The sequence below is a fragment of the Microcoleus sp. B3-D2 genome (assembly GCF_036705345.1).
In the GTDB taxonomy this organism is placed as follows: Bacteria; Cyanobacteriota; Cyanobacteriia; order Cyanobacteriales; family Microcoleaceae; genus Microcoleus.
The window spans coordinates 1-23,126 of the sequence record NZ_JAUBUG010000093.1 but is presented as its reverse complement, the minus strand read 5'-3'; the positions used below and the strand labels follow the sequence as shown (position 1 = coordinate 23,126).

Sequence of the window (23,126 nt, the reverse complement as noted above, 5' to 3'; positions counted from 1 at the left end):
GATAATGCGACAAGGGTATGGTTTTTCTAATTTTAATAATTTTAGGAATCGCGTATTAGCTTGCTTTGGTGATTAGATAAACTTATAACCATAAGTTCAGGAGAGCCGGATTTCCTAGGCTGATTTCTGTGATGAATCTCTTTCCCATTCCTATTGCTCAAACGAATTTTACCCCTGATTACCTATTTTTCTCTGCTTAGAGTGACAGAAGAGCGCTAATCCGGCTATCTTGTATATTCCTAAAAATTGCGGTGTTTGAAAGGTTTAGGCTCAGTTTCTCTCTCGAAAGCGTACTGGCATTCGATCTGACGGATAAATTAACAGGTTTTGCTGTAATTGTTCCAGAGAAGAACGACCGTTGACTAACTCCCAATCGAAGTGGCGCACCAATAATGCTAACATCATCGTTCCTTCCAGCATTGATAGATGCTCTCCTAAACAACGATGCGACCCTGAGCCAAAGTCTATCATTGGCAGTGAACTTGTTTCCTTATTCTTGTCTAACCAACGTTCCGGCAGAAATTCCTCTGGATGAGCATAAACTTCTGGATCTCTTCCGGCTGCAAGCATTGACCAGGATACTCTCGTCCCACGCGGAATCACTGTACCGTCAATTAGAGTATCCCGTTGAGCCTCTAATGTAGTTGAGCCGGAGGCAACTGAATAAAGCCGCAGTGTTTCTTTGATAATGGCACGAATATAAGCCAATTCTTTGAGATTTTCTAGGTTAATCCCGCTTTGTTTTTGCCAAACTTGGTCAACGATGTCCCGTGCTTGTTGAAACACTCTTGGATTTAAGCTCAACTCTCCAAGTGCAAAGGATAAAGTATGGGCTGTGGTGTCAGTCCCAGCTATTAATAGTTCAATGGATTCTGAAATTAAGGTTTCCCGATCGTATTTTGGCTCTTTAGCCGCGATTTTGACTAACATTGATTCCTTAAACAAACTACTGACTTGTGGGAAATCATTTTGATTTTGTTCTCTCATCTGTAAAGCTAAGTCTACGCGGGGAGTAAGGAATTCCGTTAAATATCGCCTTGCTGCCCAATAATCCCGTGAATTCTGAGTTGGCAAATATTTCATCCATCTTTTCTCGCCCGTAGCTTGTCGCAGGAATCGATAACCTACAACAGACATCGCTTCGTATACCTTGCTAACTTCCAGGGGGGAACCTTCCTGACTGGTACTATTTCTATCTACAGGAATACCTAGTACCAAAGAGGAAATCACCCGCATTGTTAGTTCCACAAACAGAGGATCTACCTCCACTTCTTTTGGGGGTGCAGCTTGTTTGAGCGTCTCAATGACTTGTTCGCAAGCTTGGCTAATTATTTCCAGATATTTGGAAAGATTGCTCGAACTAAATTCCGGATTCCAAGCCTTGCGTCGCCACTGCCACTCCGTTCCAGTTTCTCCAAGCATAATAGAACCGCTGATATCGTTCCATGCTTCGCGTAATTGCTTGGGTCTAATTAAGCTACCATCTCTCATTCCATTGATAATGGTATCTTCGATTACTTTTGGTTTACTTAAAATCACAACTGGAGTCCTGCCATTCCAGATGACGTACATCGGGCCTAGCTGCTGGCTCCAATCAAAAAATTGCTGAAATAATTTCTTCTGTTTTACTGCTGCTAATATTTGTGGCAGATTTCCTAACACCCAATATTGGGGAGGCGAAGGGAGTGATTGTAGCGATTTATACGTTTCCTTTCCTTTCCACCATCGCCAACTCAGTATAGACGCTATGCTAGTAAAGCCTAATACTATTACTAAATATGACAAGAAGGAAGAAGAACCATTTATTTGAGAAGTAATGCTTTGAAACATAAATCTGCCCAAGTCCATAGTTTTTTATTACCCATATACTACCTTGAAAGGGAGATTAAGTAAGTCAACCTAATTAAATATAAAACGTTCGACTTGGTAATTGCCTGATGTGGCTCTAGCATTAACTCCTTTAATGATGGCCGGGGATAATTCCTACTCGTCTTCAAATACGCAACAAGCTCTGGACTTACGCACTTGTCATATTATAAACATCTGTAACTCCCCAAAAAACTAAAGCCCTTTTCCGTTGTTGCGGGAAAAGAGCTTTAATTTATTATTAACCTGGCACTGAGCTATTTTACCGGGCAGTGACCCGCCGAGTATCTTCGCCATAGCAACGTTTAACAACCGAGTTCGGGATGGATCGGAGTGGTTCCATTACATCATAAGCACCAGGAAAGCTTTGAAAACTTTTAATCCTGTGTCTGCGTTCGGCTTAATGTTAAGGCTTAATGTTAAGCTTGATGCGCTGCATCTCTTTCGCTCGACTTAATTACTGTATCAAGTTTCCCCTAGTCTGTCAACCCCAAAGTCAAAAGTTTTTTTCGAGCGCCCGAAACCGCTGGAATTATCGGGGTTTGAGGTCTGGTTTGGGGGTGCGGTCGATCGACCTTTAACTCACAAATCCAAAAACGCCGCATCAGTTCCTTGCTCTGTGCGAATTTTCCCGTCCTTCACGAACCACGCCACGACCTGCTTAACTGTTAATTGTCCGATCGCCCTTTCGCCTTCTGTCGCAATTTGCCTCTCATGCCGCAAATATAGCAACCGCCAAGGCGGTTAAGACATAAACTGGAAGGAGTACCTCTTCCTGTGGAGTGATCGCTCGACCCATGCCCAAACCCTACAGTTACGACCTTCGTCAGAAGGTCATCCAAGCTATACAGCTCGATGGCTTGAAGATTAGCGAAGCAAGTCTTCTGTTCAACATTAGTCGCAACACCATCAACCTATGGCTAAAGCGACAAGACCAAACTGGGAATTTTGAAGCATTGCCCAATCAACCCCCCGGCAATGGTCACAAGATCACCGATTGGGAAAAATTCCGCGAGTTTGCGTCTGAGCATGGGGATAAAACCCAAGTGGAGATGGCAAAACTTTGGGATGGGGAGATTAGCGATCGCACCATATCACGGGCTTTGAAAAAAATTGGCTTTACTCGAAAAAAAAGACCTATGGCTACCGCGAACGGGATGAAGGCAAACGGCAAGCATTTTTAGCCGAATTGTCTACCCTACCTCCGGACAAGATTGTTTATCTTGATGAATCTGGAATGGATAACCGAGACCAGTATGATTATGCCTGGAATGAACGAGGGCAACGTTTCCATGCACTCAAATCAGGGCGGCGCCAGGGTCGGGTGAATAGGATTGCCGCCCTATGCTCTTCAAACTTGATAGCCCCTTTTACAGTCGTTGGCGCGTGTAATCGAACAGTGTTTGAAACCTGGCTGGAAAGTTGTTTGGTTCCCGTACTTGAAGCAGGACAGGTGGTGGTGATGGATAATGCTACCTTCCATAAGGGCGGGAGGATTGAGCAACTGATTCAAAATGCGGGGTGTAAACTGCTGTACCTACCACCCTATTCACCAGACCTCAACAAAATTGAAAAATGTTGGTCTTGGCTCAAGAGTCAGATTCGCAAACACCTCGCTCAGTTTGATTGCTTACGAGATGCGATCGAAGATGTATTGCGCTTGGCCTCCTAACCGCCTTGGCGGTTGCTATACGCCACCACCAAATTCGTAAAAAAGTTTTCAAAACTAGCATCAAGTTCGATCGACCCAAAATCTCATCCTGGCCCAGAATATTGAGATTTCTACAAAACTCGCACCAAAGACATCTTCAACAATTCTTGTGGGAAATAGGGGTTAAGCATCCTGCAGGCCCAAGACGAGCTTTTGTGTAGATGACTAATAACTCCCCAAAAAACTAAAGCCCTTTTCCGTTGTTGCGGGAAAAGAGCTTTAATTTATTATTAACCTGGCACTGAGCTATTTTACCGGGCAGTGACCCGCCGAGTATCTTCGCCATAGCAACGTTTAACAACCGAGTTCGGGATGGATCGGAGTGGTTCCATTACATCATAAGCACCAGGAAAGCTTTGAAAACTTTTAATCCTGTGTCTGCGTTCGGCTTAATGTTAAGCTTGATGCGCTGCATCTTTTTCGCTCTACTTAATTACTGTATCAAGTTTCCCCTAGTCTGTCAACCCCAAAGTCAAAAGTTTTTTTCGAGCGCCCGAAACCGCTGGAATTATCGGGGTTTGAGGTCTGGTTTGGGGGTGCGGCCGATCGACCTTTAACTCACAAATCCAAAAACGCCGCATCAGTTCCTTGCTCTGTGCGAATTTTCCCGTCCTTCTCAAACCACGCCACGACCTGCTTAACTGTTAATTGTCCGATCGGGATCTCGGTTTCTGTCGCAATTTGCCTCTCATGCCGCAAATACGCCACCAAATTCGTAAAAAAGTTTTCAAAACTAGCATCAAGTTCGATCGACCCAAAATCTGCTGCTGGCCCAGAATATGGAGATTTCTACAAAACTCGCACCAAAGACCTCTCCAACAATTCTTGTGGGGAGTAGGGGTTAGGCATCCTGCCGGCCCTAGACGAGCTTTTGTTTAGATGACTAATAACTCCCCAAAAAACTAAAGCCCTTTTCCGTTGTTGCGGGAAAAGAGCTTTAATTTATTATTAACCTGGCACTGAGCTATTTTACCGGGCAGTGACCCGCCGAGTATCTTCGCCATAGCAACGTTTAACAACCGAGTTCGGGATGGATCGGAGTGGTTCCATTACATCATAAGCACCAGGAAAGCTTTGAAAACTTTTAATCCTGTGTCTGCGTTAAGTCAGATGCGCTGCATCTCTTTCGCTCGACTTAATTACTCTATCAAGTTTCCCCCTGTCTGTCAACCCCTTTGGCAAAACTTTTTTTCGATCGCCCGAAACCGCTCGAATTATCGGGGTTTGAGGCCTGGTTTGAGGGTGCGAGCGATCGACCTTTAACTCAAAAATCTAAAAACGTCGCATGACACCCTGTTCTCTGCGAATCTTCCCATCCTTCACAAACCACGCTACGACCTGCTTAACTGTTAATTGCTCGATCGCCCTTTCGGCTTCTGTGACAATTTGCCTCTCATGCCACAAAGACGCCGCCACCAAATTCGTAAAAAACTTTTCAAAACTCGCATCAAGTTCGAGCGACCCAACATCTGTTCCTGGCCCAGAATATTGAGATTTCTACAAAACTCGCAGCAAAGACCTCTCCAACAATTCTTGTGGGGAGTAGGGGTTAGGCATCCTGTCGGCCCTAGACGAGCTTTTGTGTAGATGACTAATAACTCCCCAAAAAACTAAAGCCCTTTTCCGTTGTTGCGGGAAAAGAGCTTTAATTTATTATTAACCTGGCACTGAGCTATTTTACCGGGCAGTGACCCGCCGAGTATCTTCGCCATAGCAACGTTTAACAACCGAGTTCGGGATGGATCGGAGTGGTTCCATTACATCATAAGCACCAGGAAAGCTTTGAAAACTTTTAATCCTGTGTCTGCGTTAAGTCAGATGCGCTGCATCTCTTTCGCTCGACTTAATTACCTTATCAAGTTTTCCTTTGTCTGTCAACCCCTTTGGCAAAACTTTTTTTCGATCGCCCGAAACCGCTCGAATTATCGGGGTTTGAGACCTGGTTTGGGGGCGCGGACGATCGACCTTTAACTCACAAGTCCAAAAAAGCCGCCTCGGTTCCATGTTCTCTGCGAATTTTTCCGTCCTTCTCAAACCACGCCACGACCTGCTTAACTGTTAATTGTTCGATCGGGCTTTCAGCTTCTGCCGCCATTTGCCTCAAAGGCCGCAAAGACGCCACCACCAAATTCGTAAAAAAGTTTTCAAAACTAGCATCAAGTTCGATCGACCCTTTAATACTCTCATCATTCTTAATCCAATCCATCACCTGCCCATTAGTCACCTCAGCCACCGGCAAACCAGTCTCCCCAGAAATTTGCTTGAGCACCCTCAAAGCATAAATTGCCACCCGCGCCGAAAACTTTTCCTTGGACGACAGCAGCGCCATATCAACTTCGGCACACTCTTCCGGCTTTAAAAAATCTGCTAGCGGTTCCATATATTAAAATTTGGTAATTGCTAATCGGTAATTGGTAATCCCTGACATCCGTGACATCCGTTACACTCATCCGTTGCCGAACTTTCATCCGTTACATCCGTTAAATCCGTTATAAAATCCGTTGCCGAACTTCTTCCTTCTTCCTTGCAATCAAATAACCGCAGCGGTGTTCCCCATTAATAATCCAGTGAGTCCGCTCCACAATACAATCCGGCAAAACCGCTGCAAACATTTCCAACTCATTGCCACACACACTCGGAAAAGTTTCAGCAACATTAGAAATCGCGCAGTTGTGTTCCATCAACACAAATCTATCGCCCTTAACGTCGCGATCGCAGATCCCAACCTCTACAGATTCTACAGGATAACACTCAGCCATATAACCTTCAGCCCTGCGGAGTTCCACCAACTTAGTCACCCGTTCTTGCAGCGAACCCGCCCCCACTAGCCGCCGGTAGTCCGTAGCCTTGCGCTGCCACTGTTTTCGCAAGATAGTAATCACTTGCTCGCGGCCGACGGTTTCCGCCAAAGTATCCAGGAAGGAGACTGCAAAATCGCCGTAACGATTAGGGAATCGATCGCGCCCCAGACTGGTAAGCTCATAAATGTGCTGCGGCCGCCCCATCCCAGCCTGAACCGACTGATACTGAATCAGCCCCTCCGCTTCCAAATCCTTCAAATGACGGCGAATCGCCTGCGGGCTGATATCCAAGGACTCCGCCAACTCAAGAGCCGTCCCCTGCCCCCCCTTGAGCAAATATTCCAGGATGTCTTGTTTCGTGGAAGTCTGCTGAGTAGTCTCCATCATCTTCACAAAAAATTATTAATTTGACTTTGACAATATCACTATTGTTAATGTAGCTTAAAATATAGTAAAGCAACAAAATTGTTGTTTAACTTCCCAGAGCAGTCCAGCAGAACTCGCTCAAGCCCAGACAGGCATTGCCCCGTCTGCCATCCAGAGAGCATTATCTAGAACACTGAACACGCAAAATAATGAGTTCTACCACAGTCAAAACCTTAGTCAACCAGCCCTACAAATACGGTTTCGTCACCGACATCGAGTCAGACACCATCCCCCGCGGCTTGAGCGAAGATGTAGTGCGCCTGATTTCCGCCAAGAAAAACGAACCGGAATTCATGCTGCAATTCCGCCTCAAAGCATACCGGAAGTGGCTGACAATGACCGAACCCACCTGGCCCCACGTCAACTATCCCGCGATCGACTACCAACAAATTATCTACTATTCCGCGCCCAAACAAAAGCCCAAAAAGCTCAACAGCTTAGATGAAGTTGACCCGACACTGCTAGAAACCTTCGAGAAACTCGGCATTCCCCTCTCCGAACAAAAACGGCTCGGAAATGTCGCAGTTGACGCCGTTTTCGACAGCGTTTCAATTGCCACAACATTTAGAGAAAAGTTAGCCAAAGATGGTGTTATTTTCTGTTCCATTTCAGAAGCCGTCAAAGATTATCCCGAATTAATAGAAAAATATCTCGGCAGCGTCGTACCAGTCGGCGATAACTTTTTCGCAGCGCTCAACTCCGCCGTATTCAGCGACGGTTCCTTCGTTTACATTCCCAAAGGCGTCAAATGCCCGATGGAACTGTCAACCTATTTCCGCATCAACAACGGAGATTCCGGCCAGTTCGAGCGCACCTTAATTGTTGCAGAAGAAAACAGCTCAGTGTCTTACCTAGAAGGCTGCACCGCCCCCATGTTTGACACCAACCAACTGCACGCCGCCGTCGTGGAATTGGTAACAATGGACAATGCCGATATTAAATACTCCACAGTGCAAAATTGGTACGCCGGCGACGCCAACGGCAAAGGCGGCATTTACAACTTCGTGACTAAGCGCGGTTTGTGTCAAGGAGTCAATTCCAAGATTTCTTGGACGCAAGTAGAAACCGGTTCCGCGATTACTTGGAAATATCCGAGTTGCGTGTTAGTCGGCGACAACTCGGTGGGCGAATTCTACTCAGTAGCGCTGACAAACAACAAACAGCAAGCTGACACCGGCACCAAAATGATTCACGTTGGTAAAAATACTCGCAGCACCATTATTTCTAAGGGAATCTCTGCGGGTAATTCATCCAACAGCTATCGCGGCTTAGTGAAGATGGGGCCGAACGCTAAAGGCTCTCGCAATTACTCTCAGTGCGATTCGATGCTGATTGGCGACAACGCTCAAGCGAATACTTTCCCTTATATTCAAGTGCAGAACCACACTGCTAAAGTGGAACACGAAGCTTCTACTTCTAAAATTGGGGAAGAGCAATTGTTCTTCTTCGCACAGCGGGGAATTTCCGCAGAAAATGCTATTTCGATGATGATTAGCGGTTTCTGTAAAGATGTTTTCAATCAGTTACCGATGGAATTTGCAGCGGAAGCTGATAAGCTGTTGAGCCTGAAACTCGAAGGAAGTGTCGGATAATTTACCCTCGTTACCAGGTCGATCCTATTGCTGGCAACTTAACGTCAAAGCGAGCGTCCGGCAAGGGTTGAAACCCCTGCCTCAAAGCTAAAGTCCTCTAAAGAGGACTAATGAGTTTAAAAATTTTCTTCTCAGTCCTCTTCAGAGGACTTAAGCTTTGAGACAGGGAATTCATTCCCTGGCGGACTATCGGTTTCACGTTAAATTGTCACCAATAGACACAGCCTAGGAACGAGAAGAACGAGAAGAAAAAACTGTAAAGTGCATTGAGGAAAAGGACAAAAATAGATGATTGTAGAAAATAGTCAAGTGGTGCTATCCGTCCGCGATTTAACTGCGAATGTGGAAGACACCCAAATCCTTAAGGGTTTGAATCTGGAAATTAAATCGGGTGAAATTCACGCGATTATGGGCCCGAACGGTTCGGGAAAAAGCACTTTATCTAAGATATTAGCCGGCCATCCTGCTTATACGGTAACGGGCGGAGAAGTTACTTTTTTGGGTCAAAATTTGCTGGAATTAGCGCCGGAAGAACGCTCTTTGGCGGGCGTATTTTTGGCTTTCCAATATCCTTTAGAAATTCCCGGCGTTAGCAATCTGGATTTCTTGCGCGTGGCTTACAATTCTCACCGCAAACATCGCGGCTTGGAAGAATTGGATGCTTTTGATTTCCAAGATTTAATCGAGGAAAAGCTGGATATTGTCAAGATGAATGATTCTTTTTTAAGCCGCAGCGTTAATGAGGGTTTTTCCGGCGGCGAGAAAAAGCGGAATGAAATTTTACAAATGGCGTTGTTGGAACCAAAATTAGCTATTTTGGACGAGACTGATTCGGGTTTGGATATCGATGCTCTCAAGATAGTCGCCGGCGGTGTGAATCATTTGTCAAATGCTGAAAATTCGATGTTGGTGATTACTCACTATCAGCGGTTGCTGAATTACATTATTCCTGATTTTATTCACGTCATGGAAGCGGGCAGAATTATCTTGACTGGCCCGAAAGAGTTGGCGCTGGAATTGGAAGAGCGCGGTTATGACTGGGTTGTGGAAGAGGAAGCAGCAGGAGTAGGCGCGCGATGATGAATACGCAAGTTGCTAGTAGGGAAATGTTTTTGACTGATTTGGTGAATCAGTGCGGTAAGTTGGAGGCTGCTAATAGCAAAAGTTCTGATTTCGGGTTGGATGATTTGCGCGACATTGCGACTCAATACGTTTTGTCTGCAAGTTTTCCGACGGTGAGGGATGAGGAATGGCGGTTTACTGATTTGTCGCCGCTGTTAAAAATTCCTTTTAATGTGCCGCAGAGCAATCAGTCAGCAATTGCGCTGTCTGATATTATTATGCCCGTCAAAGACAAGGACGATTTACCATTAAGATTAGTCTTTGTCAACGGTGTTTATGCCCCGGATTTGTCAACGGTAAAACCGTCGGAATTTTACGCAGGTAATCTATCCAATGTACCGGAAAAATATCAAGGGCACATCAGCGATGTTTTGAGCAAGCACAGACAGCAAACTGAGGTGTTTACCGCGCTGAATATGGCGGGTTTAGCCGATTCTGCGGTGGTGTGCGTGCCGGCCAATATGTCGATCGACCTTCCGATTCACTTGCTGTTCCTGACAGCGCCCGGTGCATCTCCCACGATGTCCCAGCCGCACTGCTTGGTCATAGCTGAGCCTGGAAGCAATGTGACGCTGGTTGAGGATTACGCAACTATCGGTAATGTCGCTGCATTTACGAATGCTGTAACCGATGTTGTTGTCGGCGAAAACGCCACTGTGAATCACGTTCGGCTGCAGCGGGAAGGTGGGGAGGTTGTTCATATCGGCAAAAGTGCGATCGAGCAATCTCGCAATAGCCGTTATACTAGCCATGCTATCAGCTTGGGAGGCAAAATATCGCGGCACAATTTAGAAGTATTTCAGCGTGGCGAAGCCACTGAAACAACTTTAAATGGTTTAACCGTAGCTTTTGGCGAACAGTTATCAGACACTCACAGTTTAATCGATTTCAATCACCCCCACGGTACAAGCCGCCAATTGCACAAGTGCATTATCGGTAACAAAGCACGCGCTGTATTTAACGGCAAAGTTTTCGTTCGTAAAGCCGCACAATTGACAGATGCCGGACAATTGAGCCGGAATTTGTTGCTGTCGCCGAGAGCTCGCGTAGACACCAAACCGCAGTTAGAAATTGTGGCTGACAACGTTAAATGTTCCCACGGTGCAACTGTCAGCCAGTTAGAAGATGATGAACTTTTCTACTTGCAAAGTCGCGGTTTGGATTTAGAAAGAAGTCGCTATTTGCTAATCGATGCTTTTGCGGCGGAAATGCTCAATCAATTACCGATTCTTGGGGTGGCGAAAATGCTTTCAACCTGCGTCGCTATCCAAGGGTAACTCATAAAGATGAGGACACAGAGGACACAGCAGTGCTGTGTCCCTACAACATCTTGCACCATTTTTAACAGCCTGTAGGGGCGGGTTTTACGAATAATAATTGCCTCAAACCAACAATCTCGTAAACCCGCCCCCACCCAACGACAAATCACTAACTTCAAAAAATATGACACTTATTCAAGAAAAAACACTTGCATCAAAAGTTCGCGGCGACTTCCCTATTTTGAATGAAAAAGTTAACGGCAAACCGCTAGTTTATTTAGACAATGCAGCTACTTCTCAAAAACCCCTAGCTGTGCTCAACGCTTGGCGCGATTACTACGGACAATACAATGCAAACGTCCACCGGGGCGCCCACACTCTCAGCGCCAAAGCCACTGATGCTTACGAAGGTGCTAGAGACAAAGTTGCGGCGTTTGTAAATGCGGCGTCGCGGCAAGAAATTGTTTACACTCGCAACGCCACCGAAGCGATTAATTTGGTTGCTTATTCTTGGGGTTTGAGCAATCTGCAAGCCGGAGATGAAATTATCCTGTCGGTGATGGAACACCACAGCAATCTCGTTCCCTGGCAAATGATAGCTCAAAGAACAGGTGCGGTGCTGAAGTTTGTGGAGTTAACGGAAACTAACGAGTTTGATTTGGAACAGTTTAAAACCCTGATTTCCCATAAAACTAAATTGGTGTCAACCGTTCACGTTTCTAATACTTTGGGCTGCATCAGTCCAGTCAAAGAAATCTGCAAAATTGCCCACAGTTTCGGCGCAAGAGTTTTAATTGATGCTTGCCAAAGCGTGCCGCACATGATAGTAGACGTGCAAGCAATAGATTGCGATTGGCTGGTTGCTTCCGGTCACAAAATGTGCGCTCCGACTGGCATCGGTTTCCTGTACGGTAAACTGGACTTGCTCAGAGAAATGCCTCCGTTTTTCGGCGGCGGCGAGATGATTGCTGACGTGTTTCTCGATTATTCCACCTATGCCGATTTGCCGCACAAATTTGAAGCCGGCACGCCTGCAATCGGTGAGGCGATCGCCCTTGGTGCAGCAATCGATTATCTTAGTAACATTGGCATGGATAAGATTCACGCTTGCGAAGCTGAATTAACGGCTTATATGTTCCAACAATTGCGGCAAATTCCAGAAATCAAAATTTACGGCCCGCAGCCAGACAGCAACGGCGAAGGTAGGGCAGCTTTGGCGGCATTTACAGCCGGAGAAATTCACCCTCAAGACTTGTCTACGATGTTGGATCAGGAGGGAGTCGCGATTCGTTCCGGGCATCACTGCACGCAAGCTTTACACCGCTATTTGAACGTTTCATCTACTGCCAGAGCGAGTTTGTATTTTTACAATACTCGCGAGGAGATTGATGTGTTTGTGAAAGCGTTGAAAGAGACGATCGACTTTTTTGCTGGGATTATGGGGTAATTTGGTAGGGTGGGCATTTGCCCACCTTGTTAGAACATTGTTTGCCTTTGCCGAGCGGAATATCTCGTGAAAATAGTTGAGTATTATAGTTTAATAATACAACCACTAAAAAACATGAATCAATATCCTATTATCCTGATGCCCGATCCTGTTATTCAAGCTATGAATGGAGTTCCATTCACATGGAAATTTAGTGAACCAAAACCTTTACCTCCTAGTTATAAGCCCCAACCAATTGATGTACTTTTGTTTTTTTATAAATCTATCCCATTAATTATTCCTTTTGCAACTATTGGTCTGATTGCTAGTAGAAATATTATCATTAGTTTCTATATTTCTGTAGGTGGAATTTTGGTTACTGCCTTGAACTTCTGGCAACAACAAATGTATTACTTACGAACACTTAATCAATACAAGCAACAAATGCGCGATTATAAAGATTTGTTAGCAGAATGGCAAAAGCGTGAGATTCAGCATAAACGGCAGATAGCAGAATCCCAAAAACCTGAAAAAATAAAACAGTATCGCTATCAGATAATTAAAGACATTATCATAAAAACCGTCCCTCCTGAAGGTAGAATTGTCAGTACAAAGTCTCAGTGGCTTGAAAGTGAATTTTATAAGAACTTACAGCAATTATTTCAAGATAAAATTTATAACAATTTAATAATCCAAAAATCCCAGTCCTATCAACCTTACTGTATAGAAATTTCTTATTTTGATAAATTAACCAATTTACGTATTGATATAACAATTGATAAACCTTATCACTATGAAACCGGTGAGCCTAAAAATTACGAAGTGCTTGTCCAAGAAAATCAGCGCCATCAACTATTTTTAGAAAAAGGATGGATAGTCATTAGATTTGCTGAGGAGCAAGTTGTCTGTTGGCCACAAAGCTGTTGTCGGGTAATAGCGGAAGTAATCAATCAAATAATAGGTACACCAATTCCCGAGGAATTGACAACTGTAGAAACTTTACGACCTATCCCGCAATGGAATGAATTTGAAGCACGACAAATGGCACAGGAGCGCTATAGAGATAATTATTTAATTTAGCGATCGCTCTTTCTTCATCCGCGTTCATCCGCGTCTATCCGCCTGCATCTGCGGTAAAGAAAAAGACCGATCGCCCAACTAAAACTCCCTAATCTCAGGATGAACAAACTGATAACCAGCCGCCTTAATCTTTTGATTCGACACCCTCGCATTATAAGGCCGCACACTAGGACTTCCATCCCAAGAAACTTTAGGTAAATTATGAGCTTCAAAAATGCGATCGAGCAATTCGCGACTGGATAGCGACACATCCCCCACTAAATTGTAAATTCCCTGCAATCGATTTTCCAAAGCAAAAGTTAACCCCCCCACAATATCATCTCGATGCACCCAATTAGTAGCATCTTCTCCCCTACCAGGACGAGTGCTCCCAGCCCAGCCTCCAAAGATTTTAACTAATTCTCGCCCCGGCCCATAAATTCCACCCAAACGGAGAATGCAGACTTGAAGATTGGGACTAGATGCTGCTAATAAAACCCGTTCTGTTTCGGCGAGAATTTCACCGTTTGGATTAGCCGGCGCGACAGGTGAATCTTCATTTACCAATTCACCTTGGCGATCGCCATACACAGAATAAGTACCCGTATAAATAACCTGCTTTACTGTCGGTATCTGCTGTAAAACCGATACTAAAGTTGTCGCCGTATCTATATAACTTTCCCGATAAGTATGAGGATTTCGGGCACCGACGCACAGCATAACAGCATCTTGTTCTTGCAGTACAGAGGCTATCGCATCTTTGTCATTTCCCTTGAGCACGGCTACCCGCTGCGCGACACCCTCCAACTCAACTACTCGCGTCGCCGTCGTAGTTGTCGCCGTCACGGTACAATCAGATTTGTCGCGTAAATGTTTGGCTGTTGCAGTACCCACATAGCCGCAGCCGACGATCGCAACTTTCATAAAAAATTCTCCATTGTGTTATGCTCTCTAAAATTATTGCCGATTTCTGCAATCATGGCGCGCTGAGTTTTATGGTAAAATGCAAAGCATCGTTATCAATCGGAGTAGCATCGTGTCCGAGAGAGATATTTTTGCCACATCCTCAGAAACCGAACTTAAGGCTTTTTATGGTTCTTTGTTTGCGATGGCAGCCGGCGATGGTTCCGTTGATATTGACGAACTAGATTTGTTATTTAAAACCATAAATTTAGACAAATTTTCTGACTCTGCAAAGAATCAAATCCACTCCTACACAGCCAGTCCCCCATCACTCAGCGACTGTTTGCAAACACTCCGCCAGTCAGAAGAAACGCTGCGTTTGGGAGTCATGTATTTTTTAATCAACATTGCTTGGGCAAATAAGACGCTGCAGCGCGGAGAAAGCGAGGCGATCCAATCCGCCAAAAAACTGCTGGCGGTTTCCGACTTACAAATCCAAGCCATGCAGGAATTCATCGCAAACATGAAACAAATACAAAAGTCCGCGCCAACTAAAAATCAGGCATCGGCATCCTTCAAGTCTGGTGTTTCAGCGCTGAAAACTAATGGCATCTCTCTCGATTTGATCGACCCCAAAGGAACCACAACAAACCCGATCAACCCCAAAACTAACTATTCAGATGACAGTTTTTGGGCTAAACTTAAAAACTTTGCTTTAACCGCAGGAAGAGAAGTAGTGGAAAAAGCTTTAATTCTCTATTATACGGCTCAGAACCCAAACGTGCCTGCTTGGGCAAAAGGAGTTGTACTTGGAGCTTTGACATATTTTATATCTCCCGCCGATGCCATTCCCGATATATTAGTCGGCATCGGATTTACAGACGATTTGGGAGTATTGTTGGCGGCACTAGCTACTGTTTCAGTATACATTAATGCTGACACTAAAGAACAAGCAAAACAAAAAATGAAAGATTGGTTTTGCTAATCATATTATGTCCAATCGCTGGTATTGTGTGGGTCTGCATCGGAATAATATAATCTGAATAATATAGGAGTTTTCAATTACATGAAATAAAAGACACGGCAGTGCCGTGTCCCTATCCAATATCTTTAATTCACTCAACTGAAAACTTAATTATTGTGGATTCTCAGTCTTTAATCGGCTTGCCCTCTCGATTGACAATACGGCTTTCACCATCCTTAGCCGTGACATTTTCATAAACCCCTTCATCCCGCTTTACATACTTGCTGAAACCCGAATTTTTATAATCAGTGTCGGATGTCGGCTTCATCAATCTCGGAGCGCTCAGCAACCGACGTACCGGAGCATCTGCGGGAGTCTCCCCGGGTTCGCACTTAGCCAACTCGCACAGTTGACCCCAAGTCGAAACTTCCAGGTTCATGCTGTGCCAAACTTCTAACTGCTGGTTGTTTTCGGGACACAAATAATCGTATACAGGCATACTAAGAATCTCGTTTGCAACTACTAAAATTACTAATTGCACGGTTATTGAGAATATTATAGCTCAACATTACTAAGAATTCAAGCCCAACAATCAAACTTTACTATTTTTAACGGTTGTTGAAACCATAAATCAGCTATATTATTAACCCTGTGTGCTTGCTCCCGGATGCGATCGAGACGAAGCCCAAAAGTACGCTACCCTGAAATCCTCTGACTCGATCCAACGATCGCACGATCGACGGCTAGCAAATGCCCGCAAGACTTCCCTCACTGCTGTCACAGGATTGATCGTCATTTTCAGACTGTACGCCAATCACAGATTCTAAGTTTCAATTTTATTTATTTACTCACCAGCGAGGATTTACCGATGAGCGATTTCAAAGTTACGCCAGAAGTAGAGCTGAACACAGCTCAAATGTTGGAGCGATACCAACTGCAAGATGAGACAAATCTGCGGCGTTGGGCAAAACTGCACGGCATCAACAGCACTCGTGGTTTCTTCTATCCCAGTGAAGTAGATTTGATGGATCACGCTCACCACCATCTCTACAATTTGGGAATGAGCATTGCGGATTACCAAAGTCTTTTAGACCGACGCCGCAGCCATTCCCAGACACCGGGCGACCAAAATAAAACAGTAGCAAGTCAAGTTGCTGACGAAGCATACGATGCCATAGAAACGCTAACCGATCAGTATGCTGAAGCTATTGATTTAATGGGAGAACGTATAGCAGACCATTTCATCGATGAACTGGATTTATCTGTGATGAGGCACCTTTCTAAAAAAGTGCAAGAGCGGCGCACTCTCAACGGTCAAACCAAAAAGCCTAACCGTTTTCTCCAAGTGATTAAAGCCGTGTTGCAACCCAGCAGTGAAAATACGCTTCTGGTTCCCAAAAAAGAGAATGACTCTAGTTTAGAATTAGAACAGCATCATCGGCTCGGCTAGTCCCCGATTTTTTTGAAAGACTAAGAGAGTTTTTGTTCAATTTACTGGTCAATTTTACTGAAAAGCAGACCCGAACCCTCCCCTTTAAAAGGGGAGGCAGCAAGAGCTAAATTTTTTATATTATGAAACGGAATATAAAAAAATAAATTGAGATTTCCCAGAAGTCTAAATTACTTTTCAACTGATGTTGGGTTTCGCGACGGAACCAAACCTAATATAACTAGGGACAGATTGCGCGATCGCCAAAATTAGAGATAATATCTGCTGAATTGAACCTGTCAACCTCGCCCAAGGTAAAAAAATGATTAAATCCTGGATGGTAATTGGAGGCGTCGCCTTGATAGTAGCACTAGCAGCTAACTTAATCCCGCGCAGCGACATCCAATGGTTCAACCGGTTGCAGCGTCCGAGGTGGCTAGTATTTGAAAGAGCAATTCCCCTAATTTGGACAGTAATTTTTATTTGTGCAGCTTGGTCAGCAGTGATTGTTTGGGAAACAGAACCGGGAACTCAGGAGACTTGGCTGAGAATGGGTTTGTACCTGCTTTTAGAAATAGTAACTATGTCTTACACCTCGGTTATGTGCAAAGTTAGGAGCCTAAAAGTCGGCACAATAATCGGCGGAACGGGCGCTATTTTAAGCGTAATCCTAGCTTTAACTGTGTTGCAAGTTTCGGAGCCTGCCACCCTGTTATTGCTGCCTTACATACTTTGGAGTCCGATCGGCACTTACACCACTTGGGTCATGATGCACCTCAATCCGGCGGATGTTTAGGCTCTGGAATTAGTCATTTTAATGGGATTGCAAGCATCAGAAAAAAGCACTTTTTTTCGGTAGTATCTAGCTGCAACGCAGGTTTTAGCCAGCAAAGACTTGATGGGAATAATTGTACAGTTGCACAACTGGAAGCTTAGGATATCGGTAGCCCAAGCTGCATGAACCAAGTGTGCTTGTCTATGTAACCGCGTTGAAAATGGATTTTGCCATCAACAACATGAAAGAAGCCACAGCCTTGCAGCGTAAAACTTTTGCCAGTTGGTAGGTGGCCACCAAACTCACCTAGAAATGTGCCGCCACCAGTCCACTCGACGATCGCCCACTCGCCATCCTCAAACAGATTCTCAACGTGCGTGTAATTGTCGGGAAAGGCTTGGAAGAAGGTAACAAAACTCTCAAGCAATGCCTCACGCCCGTTGAGAGGATCGCCAAAGGCAACTTGATGGTTCTCTGCATCGTCGTGATAAAGCTCGATCAGGGCGTGAGGGTCACGAGCGTTATAAGCAGAAACCCAGTCTTCGAGAACTTGCTTGGGCGTTTTCATTTTTGGTTCTCTAATACAGATAAGTAAAGATATTAGTTAGCACCTTCTCACCCTCAAATTTACCGACTCGGAGGGCTGCTCGGAGGCTCAGTTTCCGGGGGATCGGGAGGGGGAGATTCAGCATCCGAAGGATTCAGCGACTCCTCCCAAACTTCGATTTGCGATCGAGCTTGCTCAAAAGCCCGAGTACCCGAGGGAATTTTTTTCAAAGTCGCGATCGCCCCAGCCAGATCCGACGACGACTGTTCCACACCAAGCGCCAAAATCCGCTGGCTCCACTCATCAATCGCCTCACTCGCCTGCCACCGGAGCGAACTCGACTCCGGCACCTGAAGGGCCAGCGCAATAGCCGTTTGCAGAGCCTCCGCAGTCCCCGCTCGGGCGGCCTGACGGGCGTTCTGCAAACCTTGCTCGCCCTCAAATTGAGCCTCCCAAGCCCGAATGTTCGATTGAGCTTCTTCATAAAGCACCCGTCCCGATCGAATCCGGCGGGCCATCTCAATTGCCTCCGCCAAATTGCCGCCTGCCGCTAGCTGCTGAGCTCTATCCAAAAACGGCTGGTCAACAAGCCGCTGTCTCCTCTCGATCCAAGCTTGAATTTTGGTTTGAGCTTCCACGTAAAGCGCCCTACCTCTAGCTATCCGAGAAGCTTGAGCCACAGCAGCCTCCAGAGAATTCGGATCGCCGGTACTCGCCAAATCGTTCGCTCTTTGTAAATACGGACTGTCTTCCAGCAGCTCGATTTGACGGCTCAAGCTGCTAATTTGACGGAGAGCTTCCTGGGAGCGGGGATTTGATTCCGGGACTGTTTGCAATTGGGCGATCGCAGCCCTCAAATCATTTACCCCTCCCGGCGCCGCCAGCCTGCTTGCCAAATCCAAAACTTTCACATCAGCCATTTCTTGCTGCCAGCGGCCGACTAAATTTTGAGCTTGTTTGTATAAAGGGCGGCCGGACTTCACCTTTTGAGCAATCTCGATCGCCTTGGAGAAACCCTCAACAGAGCCAGTCAAAGCCTGAGAAGTAGCATTCGCCAACTCATTAAAATCTTGTACTTGTTCCCTTAAATTTGCAGTGTCGGGAATCTTGTTAGCGATCGCGATCGCCTGCTGCCAATCGCCAGCCTGCAAGCGTTTTTGGGCGATCTCCAAAATTTTCTTGCTAAATTCCGCGATCGCCTTATTGGCAGCTTGATACAAATAACTCTTTTGACCAATTCCCTGAGCCAGCTTAATCCCCGTCACCAGATTGTCGAGACCTCCCTCCGAGGCTGTATTCCGGGCTTTGACCAACTTATTGCCCTCAGTCCGAGTCGCCTGAATTAGCTTAGTCAATTCCTCGTACTTAGTCGATTCCCAGAAAGTATTTCCCAAATCCAAAAGCAAAGTAGCTTGGCGGAAAGCCAGCGTCCACTCTTCCTTACGCAAGTGGTCTTCGGCCGTGCGGTAAATTTTCTCTGCATCGTTCCATATCGACTGCCACTTTTCAATCTGCTTTTCCACCGTCGGGTAAGCAGGAACGTTTTGAGGAACCTTCTTCGCTATCGCAATCGCCTCCTGCAGCTTTCCTTCTTGGAAACTAGCATTTCCCAGCCTGAGCATATCCTCCGACCACCGAGCGATTTGACCGTTAATTCTCGGCCGCAGCGGATGGTTTTGTGGCAAAGCATTCACTAATTCGATCGCCAACAGCAAATCATCTGCAGTCCGCTTGCTTGCTGCTTCTTGAGCGCAAAAAAAGCGATCGTTAGCAGAAGCCGTCGGCCAAAAAATCTTTGAGCAATTCGACTGCGAGGTCAGGTTGAGCAAAGACGCAATTGCCACAAACCCCATACCCACCGACAGCAGCAAACTCACCGCCAGCCAAAACTGCCACTTATTCGACCAGATCCGCCACAACTTCTGTGGCCCAGGCGGCTGCGAGTTTTCCCCAGACAAATTCGGCCGTAGTTCCAAATGCCCTCCCGGCAGTTTTCCCGAAGTAACCAGCTCTCGGAGCTCTTTAAGTCGTTCAGCCCGGTTTTTCCTTGCTGGTAACCGCACCAGCGACGAAGTATCCTTTGTTGACTCCAAGGATTCTGATGCAGACCAACGGCCTGGTGTTTTGCGATCTTGACTCATATCCTCACCACAAACAACAACCAGCCTGTCTTAATTATTTCAAAACAGCGATCGCTGCTATTGACTGCTCTATAGAATGTATTCATCACTTTTAAATACTCCAGCAGGCGAAAGACTACAAGAGACGATCGCCAAACCACAAAAATCAAAATTTTGTGATTAGGTAATTGATAATGGGTAATTGGCAATTGGTCAAGGCCTTCATCCCGACTCGCACTCATTATTGCCAATTACACATTATTGTCTCAAGAACCGGAGTTCGATCGCAAATCGCCGATCAGTTCTGCAAGTTGGTCGCTGTTAGCTTTGTAAACCTCGTTGCAGAAATGGCACGTAGCCTCAGCCCCGCCATCTTTTTCTATCATGTCTTGGAGTTCCGCTTCGCCCAACATTTTCAAAGCTCCCAAAACTCGATCGAACGAACAGCCGCAGTGAAACCGCACCATCTGAGTTTCCGGGAAAATTTCCAGGCCCATATCTCCCAGTAACTCTTCGAGAATCTGGGGCAGCGTTTTGCCCGATAGCAGCAGTGGCGTAAAGCCCGACAATTCAGCAACTCTAGATTCTAAAGTTTGCACCAATTTTTCGTCCGTTGCCGCCTTCGGCAGAACCTGCAACAGCACACCCCCAGACGCTTGTACCCCGCCCGCCCCCACAAACACCCCCAAAACCAGAGCCGAAGGCGTCTGTTCCGAGGTTGCCAAATAGTGAGTCAGATCGTCGCCAATTTCGCCGGAAACCAATTCTACCGTACTTGAGTAAGGGAAACCGTATCCAACGTCCCGCACCACGTACAAATAACCGTCACCTATTGCCCCGCCCACATCGAGTTTGCCTTTAGCATTGGGTGGCAGTTCCACTTCGGGATTGTCCACATAACCCCGAACTGTTCCATCGAGTCCCGCATCAATCAGAAGCCCGCCCAGCGGCCCATCTCCTTTGATGCGAATGTTGACTCTCGATTCGGGCCGCTTCATGCTGGAGGCGAGTAACAGCCCTGCCGACATCGTGCGCCCGAGGGCCGCTGTAGCCACGTAGGAGAGCTTGTGCCGCTGTCTTGCTTCTTCGGTAAGGCGGGTGGAAATGACGGCTACAGCGCGAATTCCGCCCTCTGCGGCTGTAGCGCGAATTAATTGATCGGCCATGAAAAACCTTACTTTGTCTTTTGATACCTTCTTGAACTATTTTAGAAGTTCTTGAAGGTTGTGGGAGAAGATAGCAGCAGTTGACTCGGCGGGCCTGTCCGTGCGATCGAACTTCAGAACTCGCCTCTGTTTTCTATAAAACCTCGATCCATCAACTATTTATTAACAAATACTCTGATTGATTCTTCCACTTAAATATTTATTTAATATGCCCGCAATAACGACTGCATTTATTTTCCATCATCTACCCGCTTCTCAGTCATTTTATAACAACTAATCACTAATGACTAACAACTAACAACTATAGCAATCCTCGCATCATTTGTGAATTTCTTACTCCCTCCCCTTTATAAGGGGAGGGCTGGGGTGGGGTAAAAAGTTTACGACTCATTTATGATTGCTATAACAACTAATGACTAAAGCTTATCTTGGCGCTAACCAGACGATTACCAAACCTTTACCTTGGCCGGCTAGAGTGAGATGCGTAGGTCTCAGACCAATGTTTTTTAGCTGGAAATAAGGGATATGCCACCAACATCCAAAGCACTTTTAGCGGAAATCCAGCATAACACAGGAGCGAGCCGAAACTTGCATTTTTATGCCAAGGGCGAAACCATTCCTATGATGCCGCACGGTCTTTGGCGAGTCTGTCAAGGTTTAGCACAACTGAGTACGCTTTATCCAACCGGGGAAGAAGGACTTTTGGGTTGGGTTGGACCTTCGATGTGCTTCGGTTTGTGGTTGACAAGCTTGCAGACTTACCGAGCTACGGCGACATCAGATATTTATTTGATGTGGTATTCTATGGTGGAAATCGAAGCTTCTCCTCAATTGGCTCACGAGTTGCTGCCTCAAATGGTACGGCGACTGCGGCAAATGGAAGCAATTTTAGCGATCGCCGGACAGCGGCGAGTAGATGACCGTTTGTATCAGCTACTGCTATTATTGCAACAGGAATTCGGTCAGCCTGTGGTTGAGGGAACTCGTTTGAATATCCGCTTGACACATCAAGATATTGCTAATGCGATTTGCACGACGCGGGTAACAGTAACTCGAATGCTGGGAAAATTGCAGCAGCAAGGGTTAATCAGTCGAGATGGCGATCGGCATTTAATTCTTAACAAAAATGTTTTTGCGTCCACGTCGGATTTGTTTGGCTGCAACCCTCAAGCAGTGTAGCAAGCGCCGAAAAAAATCTTATTCTGCTTCGCCAATCAGCGTAAACGCGGCCCAATCTTGCGGATTTGGGTGCATCTTCATTGTAATCAGCATTGCTTGCCGCAAAGCTTGAGCTTTATTCTGGTTTAGCTGTAACTGGCGATAGAATTCTGCCATTAATTCCGCTGTCGAATCATCGAATACTAACCACAAAGAAACGATAATACTGGAAACACCAGCACTAATTAAAGCACGAGATAACCCAAGCACACCATCACCTGTGAGTTTTCCTCTGCCAGTATTGCAAGCACTTAATACCACTAATTCAGCATTTAATTTTAAATCCAAAATTTCACTCGAAGTCAGCAATCCGTCATCATTTCCTGAGGGCGCAAGGGCGATCGCTCCCGGTAAATCTCGCCTCTTCACTTCATTGAGTAATCCGTGAGTTGCCAGATGAATAATCCGGGCTTTTAGCATCTGTTGAACAATCGATGCTTTAGTGGCTTGAGAACCTGTAATCGGTTTAGTATTCAGAAGTTGGGCAATTGTAATTGCTTCCTGTTCACTGCCCGGTAAGGGAGGTAATTGGCGCGGCGGGGTGCCAATTTTGGGCATGGTTGGATTGCCGACGACGAGGTTATTTTGGAGAGAAGGTTGTCGGACTTTTTGACGTGATTGGCGGGTTAGCTGCAAAATTTGAATTGCGGGAGCGGTGAGGATGGTATAGCAACCGCCAAGGCGGTTAGGATGCAAGGCGTAGGACATCTTCGATCGCATCACGTAAACAGTCAAACCGCTT

At 45.8% G+C, this 23,126-nt stretch carries 23 protein-coding genes and 4 rRNA genes; 11 read left to right on the top strand and 16 right to left on the bottom strand.

Features of this window, described 5'->3' with window-relative positions; all coding sequences use genetic code 11:
- Nucleotides 1-270: 270 nt before the first annotated feature.
- The 3 genes from QUB14_RS25440 to QUB14_RS25430 all read right to left on the bottom strand — a co-directional run bounded on the left by QUB14_RS25440 (nucleotide 271) and on the right by QUB14_RS25430 (nucleotide 2,589).
- A complete protein-coding gene (locus QUB14_RS25440; RefSeq protein ID WP_333221597.1) occupies nucleotides 271-1,830 on the bottom strand; it encodes a cytochrome P450 in 1,560 nt (519 codons plus the stop codon).
- A 280-nt stretch (nucleotides 1,831-2,110) separates the two neighbouring features.
- Nucleotides 2,111-2,227, bottom strand: a 5S ribosomal RNA gene (gene rrf / locus QUB14_RS25435).
- A gap of 221 nt (nucleotides 2,228-2,448) precedes the next feature.
- Complete coding sequence (locus QUB14_RS25430) at nucleotides 2,449-2,589, bottom strand: hypothetical protein (RefSeq protein WP_333221632.1); 141 nt, start codon at nucleotides 2,587-2,589, stop codon at nucleotides 2,449-2,451.
- A 74-nt stretch (nucleotides 2,590-2,663) separates the two neighbouring features.
- Between QUB14_RS25430 and QUB14_RS25425 the strand changes: the two genes are divergently transcribed.
- A protein-coding gene (locus QUB14_RS25425) for an IS630 family transposase (RefSeq protein WP_333221634.1) occupies nucleotides 2,664-3,538 on the top strand; the annotation gives its coding sequence in 2 pieces (ribosomal slippage) (nucleotides 2,664-2,993 and nucleotides 2,996-3,538; 873 coding nt in all).
- Nucleotides 3,539-3,810: 272 nt separating this feature from the next.
- On the opposite strand, the gene rrf (QUB14_RS25420) is transcribed toward QUB14_RS25425, so the two are convergent.
- The 6 genes from rrf (QUB14_RS25420) to sufR all read right to left on the bottom strand — a co-directional run bounded on the left by rrf (QUB14_RS25420) (nucleotide 3,811) and on the right by sufR (nucleotide 6,765).
- Nucleotides 3,811-3,927: ribosomal RNA gene (rrf, locus tag QUB14_RS25420) — 5S ribosomal RNA — on the bottom strand.
- A gap of 601 nt (nucleotides 3,928-4,528) precedes the next feature.
- Nucleotides 4,529-4,645, bottom strand: a 5S ribosomal RNA gene (gene rrf, locus QUB14_RS25415).
- A gap of 204 nt (nucleotides 4,646-4,849) precedes the next feature.
- Nucleotides 4,850-4,993 (bottom strand): hypothetical protein, encoded by a 144-nt coding sequence (locus tag QUB14_RS25410; protein ID WP_333220725.1) that lies wholly within the window; start codon nucleotides 4,991-4,993, stop codon nucleotides 4,850-4,852.
- Between the two features lie 243 nt (nucleotides 4,994-5,236).
- Nucleotides 5,237-5,353 (bottom strand): 5S ribosomal RNA (gene rrf / locus QUB14_RS25405).
- Nucleotides 5,354-5,549: 196 nt separating this feature from the next.
- On the bottom strand, nucleotides 5,550-5,957 hold the full coding sequence (locus QUB14_RS25400; protein WP_333220727.1) for a hypothetical protein: 408 nt from the start codon (nucleotides 5,955-5,957) through the stop codon (nucleotides 5,550-5,552).
- 109 nt (nucleotides 5,958-6,066) lie between these two features.
- Nucleotides 6,067-6,765, bottom strand: coding sequence for an iron-sulfur cluster biosynthesis transcriptional regulator SufR (gene sufR, locus QUB14_RS25395; RefSeq protein WP_333220730.1), 699 nt, complete (start codon nucleotides 6,763-6,765; stop codon nucleotides 6,067-6,069).
- A gap of 188 nt (nucleotides 6,766-6,953) precedes the next feature.
- Between sufR and sufB the strand changes: the two genes are divergently transcribed.
- The 5 genes from sufB (at nucleotide 6,954) to QUB14_RS25370 (ending at nucleotide 13,283) form a co-directional block, all read left to right on the top strand.
- A complete protein-coding gene (sufB, locus tag QUB14_RS25390) occupies nucleotides 6,954-8,396 on the top strand; it encodes a Fe-S cluster assembly protein SufB (RefSeq protein WP_333103299.1) in 1,443 nt (480 codons plus the stop codon).
- Between the two features lie 288 nt (nucleotides 8,397-8,684).
- A complete protein-coding gene (gene sufC / locus QUB14_RS25385; protein WP_333220731.1) occupies nucleotides 8,685-9,476 on the top strand; it encodes a Fe-S cluster assembly ATPase SufC in 792 nt (263 codons plus the stop codon).
- Entirely contained in the window at nucleotides 9,473-10,795 is a 1,323-nt protein-coding gene (gene sufD, locus QUB14_RS25380) for a Fe-S cluster assembly protein SufD (protein WP_333220733.1), read from the top strand. The genes sufC and sufD overlap by 4 nt, the downstream gene beginning before the upstream one ends.
- Nucleotides 10,796-10,961: 166 nt before the next feature.
- A complete protein-coding gene (locus tag QUB14_RS25375) occupies nucleotides 10,962-12,224 on the top strand; it encodes a SufS family cysteine desulfurase (RefSeq protein ID WP_333220735.1) in 1,263 nt (420 codons plus the stop codon).
- 66 nt (nucleotides 12,225-12,290) lie between these two features.
- Nucleotides 12,291-13,283: a hypothetical protein gene (locus QUB14_RS25370; protein WP_333220737.1), complete on the top strand. Its 993-nt coding sequence runs from the start codon at nucleotides 12,291-12,293 to the stop codon at nucleotides 13,281-13,283.
- Nucleotides 13,284-13,361: 78 nt separating this feature from the next.
- Here QUB14_RS25370 and QUB14_RS25365 read toward each other — a convergent pair whose 3' ends face one another.
- Nucleotides 13,362-14,186, bottom strand: a complete 825-nt coding sequence (locus tag QUB14_RS25365) for an NAD-dependent epimerase/dehydratase family protein (RefSeq protein WP_333220740.1) — start codon at nucleotides 14,184-14,186, stop codon at nucleotides 13,362-13,364.
- A 112-nt stretch (nucleotides 14,187-14,298) separates the two neighbouring features.
- Between QUB14_RS25365 and QUB14_RS25360 the strand changes: the two genes are divergently transcribed.
- Nucleotides 14,299-15,150 carry a YkvA family protein gene (locus QUB14_RS25360; RefSeq protein ID WP_333297361.1) on the top strand — a complete coding sequence of 284 codons (852 nt, stop codon included), beginning with the start codon at nucleotides 14,299-14,301 and terminating at the stop codon, nucleotides 15,148-15,150.
- Between the two features lie 163 nt (nucleotides 15,151-15,313).
- Here QUB14_RS25360 and QUB14_RS25355 read toward each other — a convergent pair whose 3' ends face one another.
- On the bottom strand, nucleotides 15,314-15,628 hold the full coding sequence (locus QUB14_RS25355; RefSeq protein WP_333220744.1) for a zinc ribbon domain-containing protein: 315 nt from the start codon (nucleotides 15,626-15,628) through the stop codon (nucleotides 15,314-15,316).
- Nucleotides 15,629-15,782: 154 nt separating this feature from the next.
- Between QUB14_RS25355 and QUB14_RS25350 the strand changes: the two genes are divergently transcribed.
- The 3 genes from QUB14_RS25350 (at nucleotide 15,783) to QUB14_RS25340 (ending at nucleotide 17,354) form a co-directional block, all read left to right on the top strand.
- Complete coding sequence (locus tag QUB14_RS25350; protein ID WP_333220746.1) at nucleotides 15,783-15,956, top strand: hypothetical protein; 174 nt, start codon at nucleotides 15,783-15,785, stop codon at nucleotides 15,954-15,956.
- 41 nt (nucleotides 15,957-15,997) lie between these two features.
- Nucleotides 15,998-16,579, top strand: coding sequence for a hypothetical protein (locus tag QUB14_RS25345; RefSeq protein WP_190655609.1), 582 nt, complete (start codon nucleotides 15,998-16,000; stop codon nucleotides 16,577-16,579).
- 301 nt (nucleotides 16,580-16,880) lie between these two features.
- Nucleotides 16,881-17,354 (top strand): TspO/MBR family protein, encoded by a 474-nt coding sequence (locus QUB14_RS25340; RefSeq protein ID WP_333220749.1) that lies wholly within the window; start codon nucleotides 16,881-16,883, stop codon nucleotides 17,352-17,354.
- A gap of 136 nt (nucleotides 17,355-17,490) precedes the next feature.
- On the opposite strand, the gene QUB14_RS25335 is transcribed toward QUB14_RS25340, so the two are convergent.
- The 4 genes from QUB14_RS25335 to hslO are packed head-to-tail and all read right to left on the bottom strand — an operon-like array spanning nucleotide 17,491 to nucleotide 21,166.
- Complete coding sequence (locus tag QUB14_RS25335; RefSeq protein ID WP_190655612.1) at nucleotides 17,491-17,901, bottom strand: ester cyclase; 411 nt, start codon at nucleotides 17,899-17,901, stop codon at nucleotides 17,491-17,493.
- A 59-nt stretch (nucleotides 17,902-17,960) separates the two neighbouring features.
- Nucleotides 17,961-20,021: a hypothetical protein gene (locus QUB14_RS25330; protein ID WP_333220753.1), complete on the bottom strand. Its 2,061-nt coding sequence runs from the start codon at nucleotides 20,019-20,021 to the stop codon at nucleotides 17,961-17,963.
- Nucleotides 20,018-20,242 carry a hypothetical protein gene (locus QUB14_RS25325; protein WP_006634923.1) on the bottom strand — a complete coding sequence of 75 codons (225 nt, stop codon included), beginning with the start codon at nucleotides 20,240-20,242 and terminating at the stop codon, nucleotides 20,018-20,020. Before QUB14_RS25325 ends, QUB14_RS25330 begins: the two co-directional genes overlap by 4 nt.
- 24 nt (nucleotides 20,243-20,266) lie before the next feature.
- Nucleotides 20,267-21,166 carry an Hsp33 family molecular chaperone HslO gene (hslO, locus tag QUB14_RS25320; RefSeq protein ID WP_333220755.1) on the bottom strand — a complete coding sequence of 300 codons (900 nt, stop codon included), beginning with the start codon at nucleotides 21,164-21,166 and terminating at the stop codon, nucleotides 20,267-20,269.
- A gap of 525 nt (nucleotides 21,167-21,691) precedes the next feature.
- On the opposite strand from hslO, the gene QUB14_RS25315 reads away from it, so the two are divergent.
- Entirely contained in the window at nucleotides 21,692-22,345 is a 654-nt protein-coding gene (locus tag QUB14_RS25315; protein ID WP_333220757.1) for a Crp/Fnr family transcriptional regulator, read from the top strand.
- Between the two features lie 18 nt (nucleotides 22,346-22,363).
- Here QUB14_RS25315 and QUB14_RS25310 read toward each other — a convergent pair.
- Nucleotides 22,364-23,126: CHAT domain-containing protein (locus tag QUB14_RS25310; RefSeq protein ID WP_333220759.1), on the bottom strand; the 763-nt coding region annotated here is incomplete at its 5' end.

Bases quoted from the DNA above. Each gene is read 5' to 3' on its own strand.
- hslO (WP_333220755.1), bottom strand. From the start codon at position 21,166: ATGGCCGATCAATTAATTCGCGCTACAGCCGCAGAGGGCGGAATTCGC.
- QUB14_RS25355 (WP_333220744.1), bottom strand. From the start codon at position 15,628: ATGCCTGTATACGATTATTTGTGTCCCGAAAACAACCAGCAGTTAGAA.
- QUB14_RS25440 (WP_333221597.1), bottom strand. From the start codon at position 1,830: ATGTTTCAAAGCATTACTTCTCAAATAAATGGTTCTTCTTCCTTCTTG.
- sufC (WP_333220731.1), top strand. From the start codon at position 8,685: ATGATTGTAGAAAATAGTCAAGTGGTGCTATCCGTCCGCGATTTAACT.
- QUB14_RS25345 (WP_190655609.1), top strand. From the start codon at position 15,998: ATGAGCGATTTCAAAGTTACGCCAGAAGTAGAGCTGAACACAGCTCAA.
- QUB14_RS25375 (WP_333220735.1), top strand. From the start codon at position 10,962: ATGACACTTATTCAAGAAAAAACACTTGCATCAAAAGTTCGCGGCGAC.
- QUB14_RS25365 (WP_333220740.1), bottom strand. From the start codon at position 14,186: ATGAAAGTTGCGATCGTCGGCTGCGGCTATGTGGGTACTGCAACAGCC.
- QUB14_RS25335 (WP_190655612.1), bottom strand. From the start codon at position 17,901: ATGAAAACGCCCAAGCAAGTTCTCGAAGACTGGGTTTCTGCTTATAAC.
- QUB14_RS25315 (WP_333220757.1), top strand. From the start codon at position 21,692: ATGCCACCAACATCCAAAGCACTTTTAGCGGAAATCCAGCATAACACA.
- sufB (WP_333103299.1), top strand. From the start codon at position 6,954: ATGAGTTCTACCACAGTCAAAACCTTAGTCAACCAGCCCTACAAATAC.
- QUB14_RS25325 (WP_006634923.1), bottom strand. From the start codon at position 20,242: ATGAGTGCGAGTCGGGATGAAGGCCTTGACCAATTGCCAATTACCCAT.
- QUB14_RS25340 (WP_333220749.1), top strand. From the start codon at position 16,881: ATGATTAAATCCTGGATGGTAATTGGAGGCGTCGCCTTGATAGTAGCA.
- sufR (WP_333220730.1), bottom strand. From the start codon at position 6,765: ATGATGGAGACTACTCAGCAGACTTCCACGAAACAAGACATCCTGGAA.
- QUB14_RS25400 (WP_333220727.1), bottom strand. From the start codon at position 5,957: ATGGAACCGCTAGCAGATTTTTTAAAGCCGGAAGAGTGTGCCGAAGTT.
- sufD (WP_333220733.1), top strand. From the start codon at position 9,473: ATGATGAATACGCAAGTTGCTAGTAGGGAAATGTTTTTGACTGATTTG.
- QUB14_RS25330 (WP_333220753.1), bottom strand. From the start codon at position 20,021: ATGAGTCAAGATCGCAAAACACCAGGCCGTTGGTCTGCATCAGAATCC.